Genomic DNA, 20,783 nt, shown 5'->3' with positions numbered 1-20,783 from the left:
GTCCCCTCAAACGCTTAGAACACAGCCAGTCATCCGAAACCAGCTGTCTTCAGACTATAGCGGATTCACACTCCAAGCGGGAGCAGAGCAGCAACAATTCCCTTAGTCAGATCCCGCCAGGAGACCTTCACGCAGATCTTCTTGAACCGGATCTTCTGACAACCAGATGCCAAACAAGGCCTGCTTGAAGGCTAGACCAGCCACCTCGGACTTAGCTTCACCGTTGCGATAGACAGTGACACCAACATCAGGGCGATACACCAGATCAAACACGTCACCTTCGTTCACTTCCTCAGCAAAGGCCTGAATCAGTTGTTCGACATCGGCTTCGATGGGTGCCAGGTGGCCGTCGGTAGAACGAACGAAGCCATCGCGAGTGGATTCAGCCATACGCTTGCCGGTGATCAAGCTAGATATAATATGCAGGCGTAAAGCCATAGGCTGATCTGCAGTGACAATATCATCGGCATCATCTTCCTGCTCAGGCAGGTACAAGGAAGCCACGTATAGGTCTAGAAAGAACTTAGTACGAACACCGGCACCATTAAGCGTCAACGGCTTTTGATCAACGACAAACACATCATCGACATTAACACCACCAACCGTTTTGGCCTGCGAAATGACTGGCCAAGCAAGTGCCGCGATCACGAAAAGTAGAATGCGCATCATAGGTAATCCTTTGTTGTTGTTATGGATATTGGTAGAGAACAGGCGACCGACAGAACTGGCCAGCTGGACGCCCGTTTATAGGTGCTCAGCCAGCAAAAAGCAAGAACACGGCTTAGCCACGCCAAGCCGGAATAAATATCAGCAAAGCAACAACAACAGATATTAAGGCAGACACCAAAACGGCGGCGGCGGCCATATCTTTGGCCTGACCGACCAAGGGGTGCTCATCTGGATGCAAGGCATCAGCCAAGGCTTCTAGGGCTGAATTCATGGCTTCAAACGCCATCACCAACGCGATACAGAGCAGCAACACAGTCCACTGCATCGCTCCTAGCCCCGTGCCAATAGCTAGCAAAATGACGACAACCGCAGCGCTTAGGTGAATGCGAAAGTGCGACTCTCGCAATGCCCAACGAAGGCCCGCCAATGCCGCTAACAGCGCCTGATAACGGCGCTGCCACCAGTGACGCATCAGCGAAAGTCTTTAACGTTTTTGGTCACGTAACGCAGGGTTAGCTCCACCAAGTTTTCACCACTGTCGTAGAAACGATCATCGAGCCCGGCAATGTCATCGGCATGATCACTTTCAATTTGATCAAACAAATCAATGCGCTCATCTTCGTCGACCGGGATATGGCGATCAGGGAAATAATCAATCAGCGTGTTAAGTAACTGAGACGATACCTTAGCGCGAATGCGCTCCAGTGCTTCCAGGGTATCCAACGCTCTACTGCCAGCGTCATGATGAACAAACTGGACAAAGCCGCCGTTCTCCATTTCTCGCAACAGCTGATCCAAAAGGTACACGGTTTTTTCCGCGTCGTTGAGCTTGTCGTAGCCGACTTCGGCTTCTTTTTCATAGATCACATCAGTGATCTGCAGGAAGGAATCAGTCTCATCAGCGACGTCTAAGGCCGCTTGAATCTCCATGTTCATAGAGTCCTACTCATCATTCTCTTTGTTGCCATACAAGGGTGTACTGACGGCTACGACGGGCAGTCAGCGAAACCACAATAGCCTACCCCATTATGTTTGACAAAGGTTTTACACCGCCATCAATCTTTGTTGTAAATACTGCCCTGTCGACTGGGGCTGCTCCATCGGAAAACAATGTCCTTGGCCAAAGCTGTGCCACTCAATTTGGGCATTCTGTGCCGCTCGCTTGGCGGATTTACGAATAAAGAAGTAGCTATCGTCAGCGACCCAAATATGGGTAGGCACTTGCAAGCGACGTACAGCAGACCACAAGCCACGTGGATAGGAGCCAAAAATAGAGGCTTCCCAGGATGGGTCACACGCAAGCCCGACTCCCTCTGCGCACGGCTTACTGCCAAACTGCACAAATTCATGCAGCGCTTCAGCCTGCCAATGTCGATACAAAGATTTTCCCTGCAGCGACGCCAGCATATTCTCGTGACTGGGCCAGAGTCTGCGCCTGGCAGCCACCGAGCGAACCAAGCGACTGCGTCGCCACAACCCGCTTTTGCGCATCAGTCGTTGCGCCCACACCACTTCGGGAGAAAACAACACAGGATCCAGCATATCCAAACTGATAAAGCGCTGGGGCTGCTGAGCGGCCATCAACAGAGTTAAAACGCCGCCCATCGAATGGCCGACACCGGCTACCGGCTGCCCATCGGCCATAATATCAATCTGCCGGCCGATAGAGGCAGCCATGGCCTGCCAGTCTGGCATTCCCTTGGCTGGCTGTACCGACCCTCCATGACCGGGCACATCAGTGAAAATTAAACGCCAATCGAAAGGCAGCTGCTGTGCCATAGGCCACAGGGTTCGACCGCAAAACCCATTGCCATGAAGGAAATGCACCAGCTTGCCAGAGCCTGGTCTTTCCCAGCCGGAGAGAGTGCCATCAGAGCTTTGCCATGGGATGAGTGTTAGAGCATTTATTGTCATTTATTATGTCGATCAGCCGATGGCTGGCCATAATAAAAAGGCTTCATCTAATGAAGCAAGATGGTTTTTCCAAATCCTACATTGCTGACGCCAGCATTCACTGCTTCAATGCTGGGCTGATGCGAAACCGGTTTCCCATCATATTGTCAAGCAATTAGGTTTGAAGACCAGAGGTAATTATGAATACAACGGCCGTTGTTAACAAAGCATTGGAAGCTAACCGTCGTTTCACCGATCTACAGGACGCACAGGCCAACCTGGAGCAAGCGCGCCGTGATTTGGACGCGCGAGTCATCAATGAAGATGAATATCACACCATCGCCGATGTCTGCCTGAAGATCATTCGCTCCTGCCGTGACTAACCAACGTTAGGCAGCGCAAGGAACGCCGCTGTGAAAGCGAAACTCCGGATCGGGTGAGGCAATTAGCTCGTTTTCAAGACGTCGGAAGAATTCGATTCGATCATCGATGCAAACACTCGAATAGTTGCGCGCCAGTGTCAGGTAATCCTGATAGTGGCGCCCCTCAGAGCGCAACAGCGAACGATAAAACTTTGCCAGCTGCTCATCCAAAAATGGAGCCAATTTGGCAAAGCGCTCGCAGCTACGCGCTTCAATAAAGGCACCGACAATGAGCACATCAATAAGCTCAAATTCACCGCCTTTGCGCACAGCGTCACGCAAACCTGCCGCATAGCGCGATGAAGACACCTGGCGATAACGTATTCCGCGCTCGCTCATAATGTTCACCACCTGCTCAAAATGCAGCAACTCTTCGCGCGCCAATTGACTCATTTTCTTCAGTAAATCGTCACGATCAACGTGCTTGTACAGCAAGTTCATGGCGGTTGTGGCGGCTTTTTTCTCGCAGTTAGCGTGATCAATCAGCAAGACGTCTTGCTGTCGCAGTGCTTCTTGAATCCAAGCATCGGGGGTCTCAATGGCCAGAAAACCACGAATTTCTTCCAGCACCTGCGCCATACTCATAAACCGCTCCCGCTCAACGCTCTACCACTACTATTCACTATCGATAACACACATGGACTACAGCCCAAGTGCGGCGCGCAGTGTAAGCATTTCGCCGGCTGGAGACAACGCCTGCAAATGAGGTAACAATACCAACAACCGGAACAGCTAGCCTGCCCTGGCTGCCCAACGCAGCTGCTGCAATGACAGCCCAACATCGAGGTCCGTACGCAAACGTACCAGTAAACGTGTCAGCAGCGCTTGGCGCCAATGTTGCTGCAACTGTTGACTCCAGCGCTGGTCAGTATGCTGATCCATTTGTACCAGCACGCTGTCCAGTGAATGGAACTGATCCAATAATTGAGCGGCGGTCTTACGGCCAATGCCAGCAACACCCGGCAAGTGATTGGTGGTATCGCCCATCAAGGCCCAAAAGTCGATGAGCTGCTCTGGCTTGAGGCCAAAGTAGTCTTTGATTCTCGCCTCATCCCAATCGTAGCGATCGAAGTGATTGCGCACCTGAATGCCCGGCCTCACCAACTGGCAAAAGCCTTTATCTGTCGACACAATGAGCACTTGCAAGCCATGCTGATAGGCCTTCAGCGCCATACTGGCGATCACATCGTCCGCTTCCCAGTCGGTCATCGACACACATGGCACGCCATTGGCGATCAAATACTGCTGCAGTTCTGGCAATGCCGCCGCCAACGCTTGCGGCATAGGGGAGCGATTGGCTTTGTAATCCGGCCACAGCTGATGACGCCAGGTCGTCGCTGGCCATTCAAACACCACCACCACATGACTGGCCTGCCATTGCTGAGCATGACGATGAATCACACTCAAACAGTGACTGCGAGTTGCATCCAGCGGCATATCGCCTTTTTCTGCAGCGGCATAGATACGACGAATCAGGTTCATGGCATCAATCATCAACAGTCGCATGCTGACCCTCCTCTTTCTGCTGCGCTTGCCACAACTGCCAATACGCACCACGGCGCTGCAGTAGCTCTGCATGACGCCCCTGCTCCACCACAGCACCTTGCTCCATCACCACAATGCTATCGGCGTCAGTAATGGTGGATAAGCGGTGTGCAATAATGATGGCGGTACGACCTTCGGCAACGGAGTTGATCGCCTGCATAATGCTATTTTCGGTACGCGAGTCGAGTGACGAGGTGGCTTCATCAAAAATCATAATGGCTGGTTGTTTTAGCAGCATGCGAGCAATCGCTAAGCGCTGCTTTTCGCCGCCGGATAATTTAAGGCCACGCTCACCTACCAAGGTATTCCAGCCCTGCTCAGCATGGGCAAGAAGGCCATCGAGCTTTGCCATGGATGCAACCCGATCAAGCTCAGCGTCGGATGCATCTGGGCGAGCATAGAGCAGATTATTTTTAATGCTGTCATTAAACAGCACTGTGTCTTGCGGCACTATGCCCAGCGCTTGTCGCAACGATGTTTGCGACACTTCCGTTAACGACTGACCATCGATGCAAATCGATCCGGATTGCGGCTCATAAAAGCGCCACAGCAAACGCGTCACGGTCGACTTACCGGCTCCACTGGCGCCGACTAAAGCCACCGTCTGGCCAGCGGCCACGGTCAGGTTAAACCCCTGCAGTACCGGCCGGCCATTCGGATAACAAAAATCCACCTGACTGAACACGACTTCCCCCGACGTCACCTCAAGCTCGGCACCGGCGTCATCACGCACCGCAGGCTGCTCATCGAGTAATTCGAATAAACGTTCAATATTGGCCATCGACGCTTTGATTTCACGATAAACGAATCCCAAAAAATTCAGCGGCAAAAACAGTTGAAACATAAAAGCGTTGACTAACGTAAAATCCCCCACCGTCATGGTGCCCGTCATAACGTAATAGGCCGCAAACACCAGCATAAGTGTCATCGCGACACTAATAATCAGTGCCTGGCCAGAATTGAGAGAAAACAGAGTTAATCGATTTTTCCGCCTGGCCTGCTCCCACTGCTTTAAAGCGTCATCGTAAGCCTCAGCTTCGCGCTGCTCAGCGGTAAAGTATTTTACATTTTCATAATTCAACAGACTGTCCAACGCTCTGGCATGGGTGGTGGAGTCCATTTTATTGGCCTGACGAACATATTCGGTGCGCCACTCAGTCACCTTGACGGAAAACCCCACATAAGCAATCACGGCCACTAAGGTAATAACAGCAAACACTGGTGGATAATTAACCAGCAACAGACCAATAACCAACACCAACTCGATAAGCGTTGGGCCGATATTAAAAATAAAAAACCGCATTAAAAAACTAATGCCATTGGTACCGCGTTCAATATCCCGTTGCAAGGCGCCTGTCTGACGATCAAGATGAAACGCCAGACTTAACTGATGCAAATGCTGAAACACTTTCAGTGCCATGCGTCGCATCGCTCGTTCGGTCACGCGGCCAAACAATACATCCCTGACCTCACCCACAAACACCGATAAAAAACGCGCACTGCCATACGCCAGCAATAACCCCAATGGCAACCACAACCAGCTGGGTTGCTCGGCTGCTTCCGCCGTTGCCAGATAATCCACCTGGTACTTCAATAAAAATGGCATGCCGACACTGACCAGTTTGGCCAGCAGCAAACAGGTCAGCGCCAACACGACACGCCAGCGATACTCCAATAAATAGGGCCAAACCGTCTTCAGCCAGGTGGCAATACGCAACCTTTCAGGCACTCGCTCTGGCTCGCGGGCGTGCGCTTTCATCAAATTGTTACTCTACAGTGATATACAAGCGCCACAGAGTAAGGACCCGACCCTTGTGATTCAACGTATTTACCACTTGAAACGTGCTCTGCCTGAACTGTTTGAGCTAGAACGGCTATTGGAGCACGGCCAGGCGCATTTGCGTGTATCGGCCCCGGCGCACGTTCAGCAAGCCATCGATGGGCAGACCATCGAGCTGCCGTTTTACACCATAGAAGCCGGCAGCATGGCACCGTTAGCGCCCACCTTGATCTTGGTCGGTGGTGTACACGGCATAGAACGCATTGGTACCCAAGTGATCCTGGCCTTTATGCGCACCTTACTAGAGCGTTTGCAATGGGACCCGGCCATCCACGAACAATTGGCCCAGGTTCGCCTATTGTGCATTCCTATCGTTAATCCCGCGGGTATGTGGCGCAATCAACGCGCCAATGCCAACGGAGTCGACTTAATGCGCAACGCGCCCATCGATGCCCAAGGCTCCACCCCCTGGCTGGTAGGCGGACATAGAATCAGTCGCCATCTACCTTGGTTTCGTGGTCGTAAAGATCAGCCAATGGAAATCGAAAGCCAAGCGCTGGTCGCAGCGGTAGAAGCGGTTATCTCTCGCCAGCCTCACTGCATCAGCCTGGATTGCCATTCTGGCTTTGGCGTTCGCGATCGCCTGTGGTTTCCCTATGCAACATCGCATCAACCCTGGCCTGGCTTGGCCGAAGCATTTGCGTTCACTCAGCTCTTTGAGCGCACCTACCCCAGTCACACTTACTTGTTTGAGCCGCAATCCTTGTCGTACACCACCCATGGCGATATCTGGGACTATCTGCATCAGCGCTACAGCAAGCAGCATCCGGATGGCTTGTACTTGCCGCTGACACTGGAAATGGGCTCATGGCTATGGGTGAAAAAAAATCCTCGCCATTTGTTTCGTTATCACAGCCTATTTAACCCTATCAAGCCGCATCGCCAGGCGCGCATCCAGAGGCGTCATCTGTTGTTGTTTGACTTTCTGATGTCAGCGGTGCGCAGTATGCCCACCTGGGCACCGAGTGACGTTGAGCGCAAAAAGCACTTGCATTATCAAGCTCTGAAACGCTGGTATCCCCATAGCGGCTGGGAAGTTACTCGAGACTGAGCAGAGACCCGTTAACGGGCTGCAGACAACTGCAAGGCCAAAAAGGTTTCTATTTCATGACGCTAACATTTGCGGCAAAAGTGCGTATTATGTCGCGCTGATTGATGGCGATTTAGAGTTGTATAGATTCATGTATCGAGCCGTATTGACTGCCGGCACTGCCTGGGCATTGCTGGCCTCTCCTCTCAGCCAGGCTGAGTTTCAAGCCCATCTGGGCGCTACCAGCGAATACATCCGCGACGGTATAAGCTACACCCGCGGTAAGCCGACCCTGCAAGCCAGTCTGAGCTACCAACATCCTAGCGGTCTTTATATGGGCACCTGGGCCAGCGGCGTGCAACTGAAAGAAGACAGCCCAGACTACGAAATCGATGGTTATTTAGGCTGGTACACGCCGTTAACCGATCGTTTTGCACTGGACACCACCCTCACTCACTATCGTTTCCCGGGCGACAGCGACGTTGAAATCGATGCCTATAATGAGGTGACGGTGCGTGCCTTGTACGATGATGCCTTGATGATTGGCTGGCGCAGAGCGAAAGACTTTCTTGGTTCAGAACACGACAAGAGCGCCCTGGAACTGGCCTACACCCTACACACAGGTAGTTTCTCGATTGAGATGCTAACAGCCAGGCACAAGTACCACAGTTTTGATGACGATTTTAACTTTGGCAATGAGCAACGCGACAACTACTGGCAATTTCGCCTCGGTGTAGGGCGCAGCTACGGCGCCTATGACTACCAACTGTCGCTGGAGCGCACCAATTTGGGAAGCGATTTTGATGGCGGTACCAATTTCCTCCTCACCATCCAACGCTACTTCAACTTCTAAACCTGCTCTAATCCTTGTGCGCGGGCTGATTCGCTCGCGCTTTCATTGGGGGCGATTTGCGCAGCTGGTCGAGCAGCGCTGGCCGCAACACTTGTTAATACAGACGGAGCTGCCCGGTAACGGCGAGCTGTGGCAGCAAACCTCACCAGCCTGTATTGCTGACATGACAGAAGCGCTACGCCAACAGCTGCCCAATCACCAGCCAGCCATCATGATCGCCATCTCCATGGGCGCTATGGTGGCGTGCGACTGGGCCGCGCGTTACCCGCACGAGGTTACTGAGCTGCACCTGATCAACACCAGCTTCGCCAATATGTCGACGCCTTGGCAGCGTATGCGCCCCAGTGCCTTGTGGCCGCTACTGAAAGCCGCTCGTCATTGGCAACACGACCCAGCCGCGCTAGAGCACACCATCTGGCAGCTGACCGTCAATGATGGCAGCGATAACACACCAGAAGTCGCCGAGCAGCTGGCGAACTGGATTCAATTTGCCCGTCAACACCCGCTGAAGCCCAGTAATGCCGTTCGCCAACTACTGGCCGCCAGTCGCTTTCGAGCGCCACTGCATATGCCTTGCCCCCATACACGACTGTACGCTGGCGCTATGGACCGGCTGGTCAGCTGGCAATGCAGCCTCGCCATCAGTCAGCGCTGGTGCTGTCCATTAGTGAGTCATCCAACAGCGGGTCACGATCTACCACTGCAGGATCCCCATTGGCTGTTGCAGCAGCTGGCTCTACAAAGTGCACATCTGAGCACAGAGATTGACGAGACCAGCACAGCTGTGGCGGCAGGTCGCTAAGCCAGAGAGCAGCATCCGGAGCAATGCCGTCTGGAAACAGCACCTCACCGGCGCGTGACAACTGCCGTGGAAAGGCCGCCACATTGGCATAATAAGCGAATAAGTCTTGCTGCCTAAACAGCAACAGCGTCAGGTACTGACGATACTGCTCTCCCCTGACACGCTCCAGGCCAATCAAGGAGACGTCCTGCCAGCGGCCAAAAAAGTAATAGGACACGACATGATCTGCCTGCTGATCGAGCAGCAGCTCGGGGTACTGCTGCTGAAGATAGTGTTCTGCCCATTGCGGCGTGACCATAGCCTCAACTTGATCACCCGCCCAGGCAAGGGCATGTAGACTTAGGCCCAGCAGCCAAATCAGCCCTCGCTGCATCAATACTCCGGATACGTCAGTGTCAGCTTCTGATTGAGGTATTTTTCCAGATCCGGCAAGACAAAGGCGTCATCTTCCGATACGAAGCTAATAGAAACGCCCTTGGCACCGGCACGACCGGTACGACCAATACGATGCACATAGTCTTCTGGATCTTCTGGCAAGGTGTAATTGACCACATGACTCACGCCATCAACGTGAATACCACGCCCGGCTACATCTGTCGCCACCATGATGTTGACGTCGCCATCACGGAAACGCTCCAGAGTTTTAATGCGTTTTTGCTGGCTGACTTCTCCCGATAACAACAGCGCTTTGTGGCCCTTTTTGTTGAGCTTGTCACACAGGTTGCGGGTTAAATCGCGACGGTTGGCAAATATGATGGTGCGCTCTGGCTTTTCTTCTTCCAGGCTACGCAGCAACAAACCAAATTTTTCCGATTCAGACACCAGATACAGACGCTGATCTACCCGATCCGTCGTCACCTGCTCAGGCTCAATAATCACCTTCAGTGGGTTTACGGTCCATTGATCGATAAGAATGCGAACGTCGTAGTTAAAGGTGGCGGAATACAGCAGCGTCTGGCGCTCACCTTTCGGCGGGGTCGAGCGCACAATACGGCGTACGTCAGGAATAAAGCCCATATCCAGCATGCGATCGGCTTCGTCCAACACCAGCACTTCGACCTGATCCAGAAACACATCCTGACTGCGCATAAAGTCAATCAGACGCCCTGGTGTGGCCACCAGAATATCCACCACTTCATCGCGCAGCCCTTTACGCTGCTCTTCGTAGTTCATACCGCCCACCACGGTATGCACCGTCATGCCGGTGTAGCGCGCTAAACCCTCGGCATCCTTACCAATCTGCAGCGCCAGTTCGCGAGTCGGGGCAACGATCAAGGCCCGTGGTTCACTGGCATAGCGCTGTTGCGGCTTCTCGGTCAGCAGCTGATTCAAAATGGTCAGAATAAAGGCCGCCGATTTACCAGTACCGGTTTGAGCTTGGCCAATGGTATCGCGGCCACGTAACGCCGCCGGCAAACTCTCCGCCTGGATCGGCGTACAATACTGGAAACCCAGTTTATGAATACCACGCATCACAGTGTCGGGCAGACCCAAATCATGGAAGCGAGTTTGACCAGGCACTTGCTCGACTTGAAACTCGTCCAACGACCAATTCTCTGGCCTTTCAACCCGAGTAGCGGGCTTATCGGTTTTACGTTTACGCTGCTTCGGGCGCTTATCGGCTTGCCCGTGCGGCGCCGCTTTGTGATGATCGCGGGCCGGCTGATTGTCTTCCTTGGCATGGGCTTTTTTCTGACTGCGGCTGGCCGCCTTGTTGGCTGGACTGGCGTTTTTCTCAACGTCAGTACGGCGCATAAATCGTTTAAACAAAGTGTTCTCCGTTATATTTGTGTGGCGTCAAAGCAGTATTGGTCGAATACTTGCCAACGCTGATAATAATCGAGCAGTGCACACTTCAATTGCTCTGCTCTTGGCGGCAAGCCCTCATCCAAATAACGCCTAGCTTGCTGTTCAACCGCTAGGCGAAAGGCTTTAAGCCCTTGTTCAACGGCATCACGATCGCCGTCTAAATTGTCGGTACTGACGCGAAAACGTCGCCCACAAGCCACCGACAAAATCCACTCCAGTGCCTGCGGTTTAACCTCTACCTGTTCAAATGCTCGCTGCTGCGCTTCACTGCGCCCGTCAGGTTCATACCAATAGCCAAAGTCGATCAGCAAACGACGCTCTTTGCCAGCGATGCACCAGTGGCTAATTTCATGCAAGGCTGATTCGACAAACCCATGGGCAAACACCACCCGATGGTAGGGGGTTTGACCATCTGCAGGCAAGTATATCGGCTCATCCTGCCCGGCCACTAACCGTGTATTGCACGCCTCACTGAACAAGCCATCAAATAGCTGGATCAGATCATCCACGTTTAACTCAGCTTTCACTATTCACTCTTTTATTACTTCGGTGCAGAATGCCCGCCTTGTCTAGCCGGAATATGTTATGTCGTTCAGCCGCCACGAAATCAAAGCCCTTTCCCGCCTCACCTTCCCCATCCTGGCTACTCAATTAGCACAGATTGGCATGGGCACGATAGATACCCTTATGTCCGGCTACGTCAGTACCCGCGATCTGGCCGCCGTTGCCATTGGCACCAGCTTTTGGACGCCGGTGTGGCTATTTTTGGCCGGTGTATTAGTCGCACTTTCTCCGATGACAGCACGACTCAACGCCGCAGCTCGTGGCGCCGACCTACCCCACTTGCTGGCAGCGGCACTGTGGTTAGGCCTAGTGGCAGGGTTTCTGGCAGGAGGATTTCTCTACGCCATGGCGCAATTGCTTGGCGTTTGGGTCGATGACCCTGAGACCGCCAGCATCGCGGCGGCCTATCTTACTGCAATTGCCGTCGGAATGCCCGGCGCCGGTGTATTTTTAGCGTATCGTTTTTATGCCGAAGCGCTGGATCAGGCCAGCCATGTCACCCTGGTTATGCTCGGTGGTTTGTTACTAAACATTCCCGTAAACGCCTTATTTGTCTACGGCGGCTTGGGCATACCCGCTATGGGCGGGGTTGGCTGCGGTGTCGGCAGCTCGGTGGTATTTGCCTGCATGGCGCTGGCGATGGCGATTAATACCCGAAAGCACCGGTTAGAACCTGAATTTCGGCTGTGGCGCCGTATTTTCAAACCTAAATGGCAAAGGGTTAGACAGCTGGTGAGCATTGGCCTGCCTATTGGTATCGCCATCTTTTTTGAAGTCAGCTTATTTTCGGTGATTGCATTGTTCTTAACCGACCTGGGCCCCACTGTGGTGGCAGGCCACCAGGTGGCGCTTAATGTGTCGTCGTTAACCTTTATGGTGCCCCTCAGTGTTGGCTTGGCCCTCACGGTACGGGTCGGACATCATTTAGGCGCTGGCGCAAACGATCTGGCACGGCGCACCGCTTGGCTAGGCATTCGTCTCAATCTGGCCTTTGCCGTTTGCAATGCTAGCTTGATCGTATGGCTATCCTCCACCATCGCGTCACTCTATTCACCCGACCCTGAAGTGGTGGCACTGGCGACCTCACTGCTGTTATTTGCCGCGCTATTTCAACTGTCAGACTCGATTCAGGTATCTGCCGCCAGTGCGTTACGAGGCTATCAAGATACCCTGCCAGTCATGGCCATCACCTTTATCGCCTATTGGCTGGTGGGGCTGGGATTAGGTTACTGGCTAGCCTTTGATGGCGAGGTGATAGGCGGTCCATTGGGTGCCAAAGGTTTTTGGATAGGCTTGGTGATTGGTTTGACGGTCGCCGCCATGGCGTTAAGTTGGCGCCTGGCGCGAGTGGCCAGACGCCAACACCTATCAGGGACAGGGATTGGATAAGCGAGTGTGCACACCGTCAATCGCAGCGATGGCACTGTCACTTAAGCAAACGTCAACGCTCGACAGGTTTTCCTGTAACTGCTCTAAGTTGGTGGCGCCGATAATATTGGCGCTAACAAAGGGCTGCTGATTAACAAACGCCAGCGCCAGCACCGAAGGCGACAGCCCTTCCTGGGCGGCAATATCGACATACTGAGCGATGGCACTGTCAGCCTGTTCACCCATATAACGCTGGAAGCGGTCAAACAAGCTCAATCGTGCGCCTTCTGGGCGCTGGCCATTCAGGTACTTGCCGCTCAAGGCACCAAAGGCCAGCGGTGAATAGGCCAGCAGACCAACCTGTTCACGGTGAGACACCTCTGCCAAGCCAACTTCATAGCTGCGATTGAGCAGGTTATAAGGGTTTTGCACGGACACTGGCCGGGCATAGCCGTGCTGTGCGGCGACACTCAGCGAGGTCATCACACCCCAGGCGCTTTCGTTGGAGAGCCCGTAGTGGCGAATCTTGCCCTGTTGCTGCAGCTCATGCAGTGCCGCCAAACTTTCTTGCAGCGGGGTAAATTCCTCGTCCTGCGCAGCCTTGTAACCCAGCTGACCAAAAAAGTTGGTGTTACGAGCCGGCCAATGCAACTGATACACGTCGATATAGTCGGTTTGCAAGCGCTGCAGACTGCTATCAACGGCCTCAACAATGTGCGACCGCGTCAGCTGTGGACCACCACGAATGTGCTTCATCCAATCACCCGGCCCAGATACCTTGGTGGCCAGAATCACCTTGTCACGACCACCGCGTGCAGCCAGCCAGGTGCCAATATAGCGCTCGGTGGCACCTTGAGTCTCAGCTTTGGGCGGCACCGGATACATCTCAGCGGTATCAATAAAATTCACGCCATGATCGAAGGCCATATCCAGCTGAGCATGAGCTTGCTGCTCGGTATTCTGCTCTCCCCAGGTCATGGTCCCCAGACAGATCTGGCTCACTTGAATCCCTGAATCCCCTAACGGGCGATATTGCATACACACCTCCATTATTGACTAGACGGTCAGTTTACTGCCCCCTCGTCCATTCAGCCAACTGGCTCGCTGTATAGAATGGCCAAGCCCACGATCGCCATAACCAACCGGTTAGCGGCGCTCAAAGATCCAAATAGATAACGGTATAACTACAATTCCAGCTGATGCATCTGGCGCCGATATTGGTTGGCGAGTTGCCGATCTGGCACAGCATTTAAGATTATAAAGATGGCCTCTCTCGCCGCCGCAGCGTGGTCAGAGGACTGCGCTAACACCATTAACTGATCCAACGCCTGGCGGTACTGCTGCTCACGAGCCAAAACGAGCGCGTCGGCAATGACAGCCGTTTTACCGCCGTAGGTCTGCAACGCCAATTGGGCACGCAGCTGAATTACCTCGGGTTCACGATGCAGGCTGGCGCCGTATATATCGAAAGCGTGAGCGACAGCCTCGAGCTTTCGCGCTTGCAATAAAGAATCAAGCCAGGCGACAAACAGCTGCGGTCTCCATAACCCTTGCTGATGAGCCTTTTGCCAAGCCAGCTCAAAGGTATGAGACGCTTTATCTAGCATGCCTTTAGCCAACCAGTCCTGACCTTCCTTATACAAGGCATCACACTCGCTAGCACACCAAGGCTGCAACCATTGCCGCAGCACCTGCTCAGACTGCAGTCCGCTGCATTGTTGCACCAGCAGTTTATCCTTAAACAACAGCAAACTCGGCACGCTACGCACCTGCAAACGCTGGCAGATATCCGCCTGCTGTTCTGCATCGATACTCACTACACGTAACTGTTGAGCAAATTCAGACTGCAAACGCTTCAACACTGGCCACTGCAAACGACACGGGGCGCAGTTATCTGCGCCGACATACAGCAATACCGCCAGCGACATTGATGCATCTAACACATCTTGATCAAAGGCGGGTGATAACACAGGTGACATTGGCTGCTGCAAAAACCAGCACCTCCACAAATTGAGAAATTGCCGCGAAAAGCACACATTCTACGGCAAATACGGTATAACCCTGGCAATACGTAAACTAAGGCCAGATATGAAAAGCCAACACTGGTGGGTGTCCACCGCATTGCTGCTGCTCTTTGCTGCCACCTTACTGGGGCTATGGTGGTTTCAACAACAGGCAGTTAGGCCCTTTATGCTCGCTACCGACCACCCAGATTACTGGCAAGCGAGCAAGGTTGAGCAACGCCTACAGTCTCTTTGGCAGCAACTGCCCGCAACACAGCAGCCAACGTTAATGCACTTTTGGAATCCCGACTGCTTGTGCAATCAAGTCAGTCAGCGCCACTACCAAACCCTGCTAAATCGCTTTGATGCGTCAGAACTGCGTGTTGTGGTGGTGGCACCGCATACTATTAACGCGGTACAACAGCAGCGTTTGCAAGAGCTTAACGGTGATCGTATTCAAGTCCTCACCGCGACCGCCGACTTGGCCCTACCCGCCAGCCCATCACTGGCGTTATTCCATGCCAGTGGCAAGCTCGGTTATTTCGGCGCCTATGGCTTTGGCGCCTTGTGCACAGTAACCGACGATCAGCTCTTCCCAACCCTGGTAAAGCGTTTGCAAACCGAACCATACGGCCCCTTTATGAGCATTACCGGAGATGGCTGCTTTTGTCCCTGGCCAGTTGGCGACGCAAACGGTTCAAAGCCGAAATAACCTCGCTGCGCGCCGCTCCGGGCTGAGCATCGCCCATGTAAAGATACTGATACAGCTGTTGCCGTAGTTGCTCAATTTGATCTGTACGTTTGGGTATTTTTTCAGCCAGCTGCTGCAGCTGTTGCTCGGGAGTTTGACCCACCGCATCGACGCCATGGCGCTGCATGGCCTTTTGCAACAACAGCCAAGCACGACTAAACCGATCCCGATAACGCGGCCGCTGCTGCCACCAAAGCCAAGCAGCCGCCAAGGCAAACAAAGCCGCTATCATAACGGCCAAAGCGTACAACCACTCTTTATAGCTTTGCAGCCCGATCCAGCGCTGCAACAGCTCCTGCTGCCGGCCACGATCATAAGACAAGACAAAGCGGTGCCAATAATAATTGATCTGATCCACTTGCATGCGTAACTGATTCACCCAGCCAATATTTCCGTAACCAAACGGCGACAACAAGCCCCCAGACAAGCTACGTTCATCGACCGACAAGGCATCCCGAAGACCTAATTCAATACGCTCAGGCGCCACCGCTGCCGTCGGATCGATTGACCGCCAGCCAACGTCTGCTTGCCAGTACTCGACCCAGGCATGGGCATCAAACTGACGCACGGTCAGATACCCTGCTTCCGCGTTCCACTCTCCGCCCTGGTAACCGGCAACCACGCGTGCAGGAATGCCAACAGAACGAAGCAGAAAGGCAGTAGCCCCAGCATAATGGGCACAAAAGCCGCGGCGAGTATCAAACAAGAACTCATCGACATCATTGTCACCCAGCACGGGTGGGCGCAACGTGTAAAAATAGTTCTGCTGAGCAAAGTGTCGCAATAGGCTAGCAACCAGCGTATCGGCATCGCCATCATATTGCTCCTGAGCCCAGCGCCGAGCGCGCGGATTCATTGCTGGCGGAAGTTGAAGGTTTTGCCGTTGCACATCGCCATTTAGACCCTGTTTGGCAATGCTGAGATCCGGTACGGATTCAGCCCGGTAACGAACTCGCTGGCGAACCTTAGTACGATATAACAGCCGATCATCCGAAGTCAGGCCAGTACGCTCATCCACTGCTCCGACGCCACGTAACGCAAATAACCAGTGCTCATCGGTCGGCTCTTGTATCACCTCATAACGAACCACATCTTCCCGGCCAGCGGCTGGACGCCACGCATTTGGCGGATACACCGCCAATTGATGCAAGCCACTGGGGTGCCAACGCCGGCCATCGTAGGCATCCAGTGTCAACGCGCGCCAATATAACTGGCTTCTGGCAGGCGGCTTACCAGATTCAAACGTCGCCCGAAACGCAAGTTCCGTAGACTGACTGAGCTGGGCTATATCGCCCGGTGCCATCGTGCTAGCCAGCCCAGTTCTGGCTTGATCGCTTTGCAGCGCCACATTCCATAACGGCCCAAGACGCGGAAACAGAAAATAGAGCACCAACATAATGGGTACCGATGACACCAATAGATGCAGTGACAGCCGTGCATGAGATCGCTGGCCGCCACTGTCGTGAATACTGATGAGCGCCGTGGTGATCAGCCAAACCGCTAGCACTCCCAATACGCCAGCCAGTAGCTCTTGCTCAAACAAGAACCCTGTAGATAACGTGAAATAGGCCATGAATACCACTACATAGCCGTCTCTCAAGGACTTCATTTCTAGCAACTTGAGCGCCGTCGCCACCACTAAGAAAGCCCCGGCACTTTCTAGAGAAAAACGCCCTTTAAAGGTGCTGGCAATCGCTATAATCGCAGCCAGAACAATGGCCGTTTTCAATATTTTGCTTGGATACGACCAACGCCCAACATGTACCGCCCAGCGCCACCCTGCCGAAAGTGCCGCCAAACACCAAATCCAAACCGGCAAATGACTGGCATGCAACACCAAGCTCACCGCAACAGCACACAGCAGCCAAAGAATGGCGCTGCGTGGAATAGAATGCACTATCATGCCGTCTCCTGATTGAACACAGCCAGTGCTTTTAAGCAGGCCTCCAAGTGCAGTTCAGAATGGTGCTGTGGAAGCGTTTGTCCGGGCAAACGCAAACCATACTGCCAACCTTGCTCATGCGCTTTCAGCACCCAGGCCGTTAGATGCGACAACCTCTGTTCCTGAGGCAATGGGGCTAAGACGTCCCAATCAAACCAACAACTCGCCCCTTCATCACTGTCAAAATCCTTACTGACTAGGCCTCGTCCCCTGGCTAACTGCTTCCAGGCGATCTGGCGCATAGAATCTCCTGGCTGATAGGAGCGCAACCCATGAAAATCGTGCTCACCGCGGCTTTCATGGCTAACGCCCTCCAGCCACTCGCCTTCACTACCGCCAGAAAAGCGAAACGGAATCCAAACAGGCTGGGGGTACACCACCACCGGGTAACGTAAACGAATCCAACTCCAACAGCGAAACAGGCCTAATGGGTAACGGCTTTCTAATAAAAAACGTTCAGCCTCAAACCAGCCGCGCTTACCTGCCTTGAGTGTCAGGGTGACCACACTTTCATTCACCGAAACATCAACATTGCCCATAACATCGGCATCATTCGGATAACGCAGCAGTAGTGATTGATGGTATTTGCCGCGAGCACTACTCAACCGTACTGGCAGCTCGATACTGTCGCCAACAAAGACAGGTAACGCATGGCCCGCCGTTAACGTGAGACCGGACAAGTTAGAAAAGCTGAAGTGCATGGCACCAATACCCGTACTAAACAGCCAAAATGTCAGGCCATGCACCAGGCTATTTTGATAATTAATGCCAGTCAGCAATAGCAACAACAGCAAGCCACCGTAGAGCCAACCAATGGCCGAAGGAAAGATAAAAATCGACCGGTGCCCTAAGGTAACACTGGAGCTGGCGGGGATGCGCCGTTCCATCCAACGCATCCAGCGCTGGCGCCAACGTTGACGCAGACTACTCATAACAACACGGGCACTTTGCTTAGAATCTGTTGCGACACCTGAGATGAACTGCCGTCGGCCGCTTCCGCCAAACGATGATCGACCACCGCCGCCAACACCGCTTGAATATCCTCTGGCAATAAATACTGGCGCTGATGCATCACCGCCCAGGCTTTTGCTGCCCTTAATAACGCCAAGCCACCTCGTGGTGACAAGCCGTATTGGTAACCCCCATCGTAGCGAGTGAAGGCAATAATACGCTGTAGATAATCCAACACCGACCCTGATGACTTAACGTCATCAACACTGTGCTGCAACTGCTTTAGCTGCTGCAAATCAATCACCTGACTGACTTCACTGGCCAACTGGCGATGATCACGCCCCTCAAATAAGGCGCGCTCAGAGGCTTCATCGGGGTAGCCCAATCTAATACGCATCAAAAAACGATCCAGCTGAGATTCAGGCAATGGAAAGGTGCCCGATTGCTGCACTGGGTTTTGCGTCGCCACAACAAAAAATGGTTCTGGCAGTGGGCGGGTTTGCCCTTCAATAGTGACCTGGCGTTCTTCCATCGCTTCGAGCAAGGCACTTTGCGCCTTGGGAGTCGCACGATTAATTTCATCAGCCAGCAACAGCTGACAAAACACAGGACCAGGATGAAAGCGAAAACGCCCCTGGTCACTGCCAGATTCACGTTCAAACACGCTAACACCCAACACATCGGCGGGCAGTAAATCACTGGTGAACTGCACGCGGTTGTAATCCAGCCCTAATACACCCGCCAGAGCATGGGACAAGGTAGTTTTTCCCATGCCTGGCAAGTCCTCAATCAGCAGGTGACCGCGAGCCAGCAAACAGCTCATCGCTAATTTCAACTGCGACTGTTTGCCAAGAATTATCTGATTTAATCGGTCAACGGCGGACTCAAGCTCACTGCCCATGAAGTACTACCTACTAATGAAAAGACAGTAAGAATAGGTAAACGACCGACACAAAGAAAGGCTGGAACGGTCAGTACCAACCGCTTGGCAGAAAACAACAAGGCGACGATTACCCCCCCTATTCAGCGCTCACAAAATCCTCTGCAAAACTGTTTGCATTCTGCAAATGCCAACAGTAACGCTCGGCCTTAAAATTGTATCTCATTGTTTTATAAGACATTTTATAAGTGGCACGGAGTCTGCAGAAGCCCTAACACTCATCAACCGGAGATACGGCCATGTTAGGAGATAGAACAATGCGACTCGAAACTCACGACAGCGACAGCGGTGAGCTCATTATTCATATTGGCGGAGATATGGATGCAAAAGGCTGCAGCCTGATTCGCGACGATATGGAAAACATCGCCAGCAGCGCACAGGGGCGATCTGTGATCATCGATATCAAAGAAGTCAGCTTTCTCGACTCATCCGGCATCGGAGCCATCGTTTACTTATTCAAACGCGTGAAAGGTTCTGGCGGCCAGTTGGCGATCAGCAATGCCACCGGACAACCACTGGAGTTGATGGAGCTGCTGCGAATTCAAACAGCGATTCCAGTGCAACCTATGGTAGCGGCGCAGGAGGCAGGATGATGGCCATTGGCAAACTGGGCTTGGCCCTAGCAGCACTAAGCCTAGCTGGATGTGCCAGTTGGCCAGAGGATGGCCGTGGCGGCATGGCTGAGCACTTTCCCTACTTGGATGCTGAAGTCATGCCGGATCAACCTCTGGGCCCAGAGCATGGGCTCAGGTTTGAGTTCGAGCTGGTCAGGCAGCAACTCGATGTCATGATATTGGAAGGCGCCAGGCTCTGTTTTCCTGCCTCTGTGGTACAGGCAAAAGAACGTCAAAACCGCATTGCCCGGGAGCTAAAGGGCGGATTAGTGTTCGATGCTGCCAACGACTTAATTGTGCAGCGTAAATCGCTGTTGCGATTGGAAAAGCAGTTGGATCAGGTTAACGCTCAGATTGACTGCAATGAATCAACGGCTCAACAAGTGGCCGCCAAACAGGATTTTGGCCAGCAAATTTTTGCCCTACTCAACAGCGATAACCAGTTTGCTACAAACTCGTCCGATATTAATCCCAAATATATGGGGCGCCTAGCAGAAGCAGCTTACCTATTAAAGAACCAACCGCAGTTTCATCTCAAAGTGACTGGCCACGCCGACATGCGCGGCAGCAATGAGCAAAATGACCTATTAGCCATGGCACGGGCGCAACAAGTACAGCGCTATTTAGAAATCTTTGGCATCGCCTCTAATCGCATCGAAGTGGATGCCGTCGGCTCTCGCGACCCTCTGTTTCAAGGTGACATGAGCCATATTCTGTTAACAAATCGCCGCGTCAGTATCGAACTGATTCAATCTCCCCACACGCTGAGCATGGGCAAGGAGTAGCA

23 protein-coding genes are annotated in these 20,783 nt (G+C 53.1%); 9 read left to right on the top strand and 14 right to left on the bottom strand.

What is annotated here, in order from left to right; translation table 11 throughout:
* Positions 1 to 102: 102 nt before the first annotated feature.
* The 4 genes from AC55FS_RS10520 to AC55FS_RS10505 all read right to left on the bottom strand — a co-directional run bounded on the left by AC55FS_RS10520 (position 103) and on the right by AC55FS_RS10505 (position 2,583).
* Positions 103 to 669 carry a chalcone isomerase family protein gene (locus AC55FS_RS10520; protein ID WP_496932206.1) on the bottom strand — a complete coding sequence of 189 codons (567 nt, stop codon included), beginning with the start codon at positions 667 to 669 and terminating at the stop codon, positions 103 to 105.
* Between the two features lie 112 nt (positions 670 to 781).
* Positions 782 to 1,141: a diacylglycerol kinase family protein gene (locus AC55FS_RS10515; protein ID WP_496932205.1), complete on the bottom strand. Its 360-nt coding sequence runs from the start codon at positions 1,139 to 1,141 to the stop codon at positions 782 to 784.
* Complete coding sequence (locus AC55FS_RS10510) at positions 1,141 to 1,605, bottom strand: DMP19 family protein (RefSeq protein ID WP_496932204.1); 465 nt, start codon at positions 1,603 to 1,605, stop codon at positions 1,141 to 1,143. The genes AC55FS_RS10515 and AC55FS_RS10510 overlap by 1 nt, the downstream gene beginning before the upstream one ends.
* Positions 1,606 to 1,713: 108 nt before the next feature.
* Positions 1,714 to 2,583: an alpha/beta fold hydrolase gene (locus AC55FS_RS10505; protein ID WP_496932203.1), complete on the bottom strand. Its 870-nt coding sequence runs from the start codon at positions 2,581 to 2,583 to the stop codon at positions 1,714 to 1,716.
* Positions 2,584 to 2,762: 179 nt separating this feature from the next.
* Here AC55FS_RS10505 and AC55FS_RS10500 point away from each other — a divergent pair, with 179 nt between their 5' ends.
* Positions 2,763 to 2,945, top strand: coding sequence for a hypothetical protein (locus AC55FS_RS10500; protein ID WP_496932202.1), 183 nt, complete (start codon positions 2,763 to 2,765; stop codon positions 2,943 to 2,945).
* A 6-nt stretch (positions 2,946 to 2,951) separates the two neighbouring features.
* Here AC55FS_RS10500 and AC55FS_RS10495 read toward each other — a convergent pair whose 3' ends face one another.
* The 3 genes from AC55FS_RS10495 to AC55FS_RS10485 all read right to left on the bottom strand — a co-directional run bounded on the left by AC55FS_RS10495 (position 2,952) and on the right by AC55FS_RS10485 (position 6,288).
* Positions 2,952 to 3,569 (bottom strand): MiaE family protein, encoded by a 618-nt coding sequence (locus tag AC55FS_RS10495; RefSeq protein WP_496932201.1) that lies wholly within the window; start codon positions 3,567 to 3,569, stop codon positions 2,952 to 2,954.
* Positions 3,570 to 3,716: 147 nt separating this feature from the next.
* A complete protein-coding gene (xni, locus tag AC55FS_RS10490; RefSeq protein WP_496932200.1) occupies positions 3,717 to 4,490 on the bottom strand; it encodes a flap endonuclease Xni in 774 nt (257 codons plus the stop codon).
* Positions 4,471 to 6,288, bottom strand: coding sequence for an ABCB family ABC transporter ATP-binding protein/permease (locus tag AC55FS_RS10485; RefSeq protein ID WP_496935965.1), 1,818 nt, complete (start codon positions 6,286 to 6,288; stop codon positions 4,471 to 4,473). The genes xni and AC55FS_RS10485 overlap by 20 nt, the downstream gene beginning before the upstream one ends.
* Positions 6,289 to 6,343: 55 nt before the next feature.
* Between AC55FS_RS10485 and AC55FS_RS10480 the strand changes: the two genes are divergently transcribed.
* From AC55FS_RS10480 to AC55FS_RS10465, 4 genes are all read left to right on the top strand, one after another.
* Positions 6,344 to 7,420, top strand: a complete 1,077-nt coding sequence (locus tag AC55FS_RS10480) for a M14 family metallopeptidase (protein ID WP_496932199.1) — start codon at positions 6,344 to 6,346, stop codon at positions 7,418 to 7,420.
* Between the two features lie 130 nt (positions 7,421 to 7,550).
* Positions 7,551 to 8,252 carry a TorF family putative porin gene (locus tag AC55FS_RS10475; protein ID WP_496932198.1) on the top strand — a complete coding sequence of 234 codons (702 nt, stop codon included), beginning with the start codon at positions 7,551 to 7,553 and terminating at the stop codon, positions 8,250 to 8,252.
* A 16-nt stretch (positions 8,253 to 8,268) separates the two neighbouring features.
* Positions 8,269 to 9,054 (top strand): alpha/beta fold hydrolase, encoded by a 786-nt coding sequence (locus AC55FS_RS10470; RefSeq protein WP_496932197.1) that lies wholly within the window; start codon positions 8,269 to 8,271, stop codon positions 9,052 to 9,054.
* A 106-nt stretch (positions 9,055 to 9,160) separates the two neighbouring features.
* Complete coding sequence (locus AC55FS_RS10465; RefSeq protein WP_496932196.1) at positions 9,161 to 9,391, top strand: hypothetical protein; 231 nt, start codon at positions 9,161 to 9,163, stop codon at positions 9,389 to 9,391.
* A 35-nt stretch (positions 9,392 to 9,426) separates the two neighbouring features.
* On the opposite strand, the gene AC55FS_RS10460 is transcribed toward AC55FS_RS10465, so the two are convergent.
* Entirely contained in the window at positions 9,427 to 10,824 is a 1,398-nt protein-coding gene (locus tag AC55FS_RS10460; protein ID WP_496932195.1) for a DEAD/DEAH box helicase, read from the bottom strand.
* Positions 10,825 to 10,835: 11 nt separating this feature from the next.
* A complete protein-coding gene (locus AC55FS_RS10455; RefSeq protein ID WP_496932194.1) occupies positions 10,836 to 11,390 on the bottom strand; it encodes an elongation factor P hydroxylase in 555 nt (184 codons plus the stop codon).
* Positions 11,391 to 11,448: 58 nt separating this feature from the next.
* Here AC55FS_RS10455 and AC55FS_RS10450 point away from each other — a divergent pair, with 58 nt between their 5' ends.
* Complete coding sequence (locus tag AC55FS_RS10450; protein WP_496932193.1) at positions 11,449 to 12,816, top strand: MATE family efflux transporter; 1,368 nt, start codon at positions 11,449 to 11,451, stop codon at positions 12,814 to 12,816.
* Here AC55FS_RS10450 and AC55FS_RS10445 read toward each other — a convergent pair.
* Both AC55FS_RS10445 and AC55FS_RS10440 read right to left on the bottom strand, forming a co-directional pair.
* Positions 12,796 to 13,833 carry an NADP(H)-dependent aldo-keto reductase gene (locus AC55FS_RS10445; RefSeq protein ID WP_496932192.1) on the bottom strand — a complete coding sequence of 346 codons (1,038 nt, stop codon included), beginning with the start codon at positions 13,831 to 13,833 and terminating at the stop codon, positions 12,796 to 12,798. The two genes, AC55FS_RS10450 and AC55FS_RS10445, sit on opposite strands and share 21 nt — an antisense overlap.
* A 146-nt stretch (positions 13,834 to 13,979) precedes the next feature.
* Positions 13,980 to 14,774, bottom strand: a complete 795-nt coding sequence (locus tag AC55FS_RS10440; protein ID WP_496932191.1) for a thioredoxin family protein — start codon at positions 14,772 to 14,774, stop codon at positions 13,980 to 13,982.
* 109 nt (positions 14,775 to 14,883) lie between these two features.
* Here AC55FS_RS10440 and AC55FS_RS10435 point away from each other — a divergent pair, with 109 nt between their 5' ends.
* The gene (locus tag AC55FS_RS10435; RefSeq protein WP_496932190.1) at positions 14,884 to 15,510 is read left to right on the top strand and encodes a DUF6436 domain-containing protein; all 627 of its coding nucleotides are present in this window, start codon (positions 14,884 to 14,886) and stop codon (positions 15,508 to 15,510) included.
* On the opposite strand, the gene AC55FS_RS10430 is transcribed toward AC55FS_RS10435, so the two are convergent.
* From AC55FS_RS10430 to AC55FS_RS10420, 3 genes are read right to left on the bottom strand one after another with little or no spacing between them, the layout of a single operon-like run.
* Positions 15,446 to 17,452 (bottom strand): transglutaminase TgpA family protein, encoded by a 2,007-nt coding sequence (locus AC55FS_RS10430; RefSeq protein ID WP_496932189.1) that lies wholly within the window; start codon positions 17,450 to 17,452, stop codon positions 15,446 to 15,448. The two genes, AC55FS_RS10435 and AC55FS_RS10430, sit on opposite strands and share 65 nt — an antisense overlap.
* The gene (locus AC55FS_RS10425) at positions 17,449 to 18,423 is read right to left on the bottom strand and encodes a DUF58 domain-containing protein (protein WP_496932188.1); all 975 of its coding nucleotides are present in this window, start codon (positions 18,421 to 18,423) and stop codon (positions 17,449 to 17,451) included. Before AC55FS_RS10425 ends, AC55FS_RS10430 begins: the two co-directional genes overlap by 4 nt.
* Positions 18,420 to 19,343 (bottom strand): AAA family ATPase, encoded by a 924-nt coding sequence (locus AC55FS_RS10420; RefSeq protein ID WP_496932187.1) that lies wholly within the window; start codon positions 19,341 to 19,343, stop codon positions 18,420 to 18,422. The genes AC55FS_RS10425 and AC55FS_RS10420 overlap by 4 nt, the downstream gene beginning before the upstream one ends.
* A gap of 296 nt (positions 19,344 to 19,639) precedes the next feature.
* Here AC55FS_RS10420 and AC55FS_RS10415 point away from each other — a divergent pair, with 296 nt between their 5' ends.
* Positions 19,640 to 19,975 (top strand): STAS domain-containing protein, encoded by a 336-nt coding sequence (locus AC55FS_RS10415; RefSeq protein ID WP_496932186.1) that lies wholly within the window; start codon positions 19,640 to 19,642, stop codon positions 19,973 to 19,975.
* Positions 19,972 to 20,781: an OmpA family protein gene (locus tag AC55FS_RS10410; RefSeq protein ID WP_496932185.1), complete on the top strand. Its 810-nt coding sequence runs from the start codon at positions 19,972 to 19,974 to the stop codon at positions 20,779 to 20,781. Before AC55FS_RS10415 ends, AC55FS_RS10410 begins: the two co-directional genes overlap by 4 nt.
* The last annotated feature ends 2 nt before the right edge of the window (positions 20,782 to 20,783 follow it).

The organism is Bacterioplanes sp. CLAM21, from assembly GCF_059641015.1.
This window is presented reverse-complemented; position numbering and strand designations above follow the sequence as displayed.

What these genes read in the sequence shown, in the direction of transcription:
- AC55FS_RS10415 (WP_496932186.1), top strand. Translation starts at nt 19,640, where the DNA reads ATGCGACTCGAAACTCACGACAGCGACAGCGGTGAGCTCATTATTCAT.
- AC55FS_RS10420 (WP_496932187.1), bottom strand. Translation starts at nt 19,343, where the DNA reads ATGGGCAGTGAGCTTGAGTCCGCCGTTGACCGATTAAATCAGATAATT.
- AC55FS_RS10520 (WP_496932206.1), bottom strand. Translation starts at nt 669, where the DNA reads ATGATGCGCATTCTACTTTTCGTGATCGCGGCACTTGCTTGGCCAGTC.
- xni (WP_496932200.1), bottom strand. Translation starts at nt 4,490, where the DNA reads ATGCGACTGTTGATGATTGATGCCATGAACCTGATTCGTCGTATCTAT.
- AC55FS_RS10485 (WP_496935965.1), bottom strand. Translation starts at nt 6,288, where the DNA reads ATGAAAGCGCACGCCCGCGAGCCAGAGCGAGTGCCTGAAAGGTTGCGT.
- AC55FS_RS10450 (WP_496932193.1), top strand. Translation starts at nt 11,449, where the DNA reads ATGTCGTTCAGCCGCCACGAAATCAAAGCCCTTTCCCGCCTCACCTTC.
- AC55FS_RS10445 (WP_496932192.1), bottom strand. Translation starts at nt 13,833, where the DNA reads ATGCAATATCGCCCGTTAGGGGATTCAGGGATTCAAGTGAGCCAGATC.
- AC55FS_RS10510 (WP_496932204.1), bottom strand. Translation starts at nt 1,605, where the DNA reads ATGAACATGGAGATTCAAGCGGCCTTAGACGTCGCTGATGAGACTGAT.
- AC55FS_RS10475 (WP_496932198.1), top strand. Translation starts at nt 7,551, where the DNA reads ATGTATCGAGCCGTATTGACTGCCGGCACTGCCTGGGCATTGCTGGCC.
- AC55FS_RS10500 (WP_496932202.1), top strand. Translation starts at nt 2,763, where the DNA reads ATGAATACAACGGCCGTTGTTAACAAAGCATTGGAAGCTAACCGTCGT.
- AC55FS_RS10495 (WP_496932201.1), bottom strand. Translation starts at nt 3,569, where the DNA reads ATGAGTATGGCGCAGGTGCTGGAAGAAATTCGTGGTTTTCTGGCCATT.
- AC55FS_RS10410 (WP_496932185.1), top strand. Translation starts at nt 19,972, where the DNA reads ATGATGGCCATTGGCAAACTGGGCTTGGCCCTAGCAGCACTAAGCCTA.
- AC55FS_RS10430 (WP_496932189.1), bottom strand. Translation starts at nt 17,452, where the DNA reads ATGATAGTGCATTCTATTCCACGCAGCGCCATTCTTTGGCTGCTGTGT.
- AC55FS_RS10435 (WP_496932190.1), top strand. Translation starts at nt 14,884, where the DNA reads ATGAAAAGCCAACACTGGTGGGTGTCCACCGCATTGCTGCTGCTCTTT.
- AC55FS_RS10505 (WP_496932203.1), bottom strand. Translation starts at nt 2,583, where the DNA reads ATGACAATAAATGCTCTAACACTCATCCCATGGCAAAGCTCTGATGGC.
- AC55FS_RS10515 (WP_496932205.1), bottom strand. Translation starts at nt 1,141, where the DNA reads ATGCGTCACTGGTGGCAGCGCCGTTATCAGGCGCTGTTAGCGGCATTG.
- AC55FS_RS10425 (WP_496932188.1), bottom strand. Translation starts at nt 18,423, where the DNA reads ATGAGTAGTCTGCGTCAACGTTGGCGCCAGCGCTGGATGCGTTGGATG.
- AC55FS_RS10440 (WP_496932191.1), bottom strand. Translation starts at nt 14,774, where the DNA reads ATGTCACCTGTGTTATCACCCGCCTTTGATCAAGATGTGTTAGATGCA.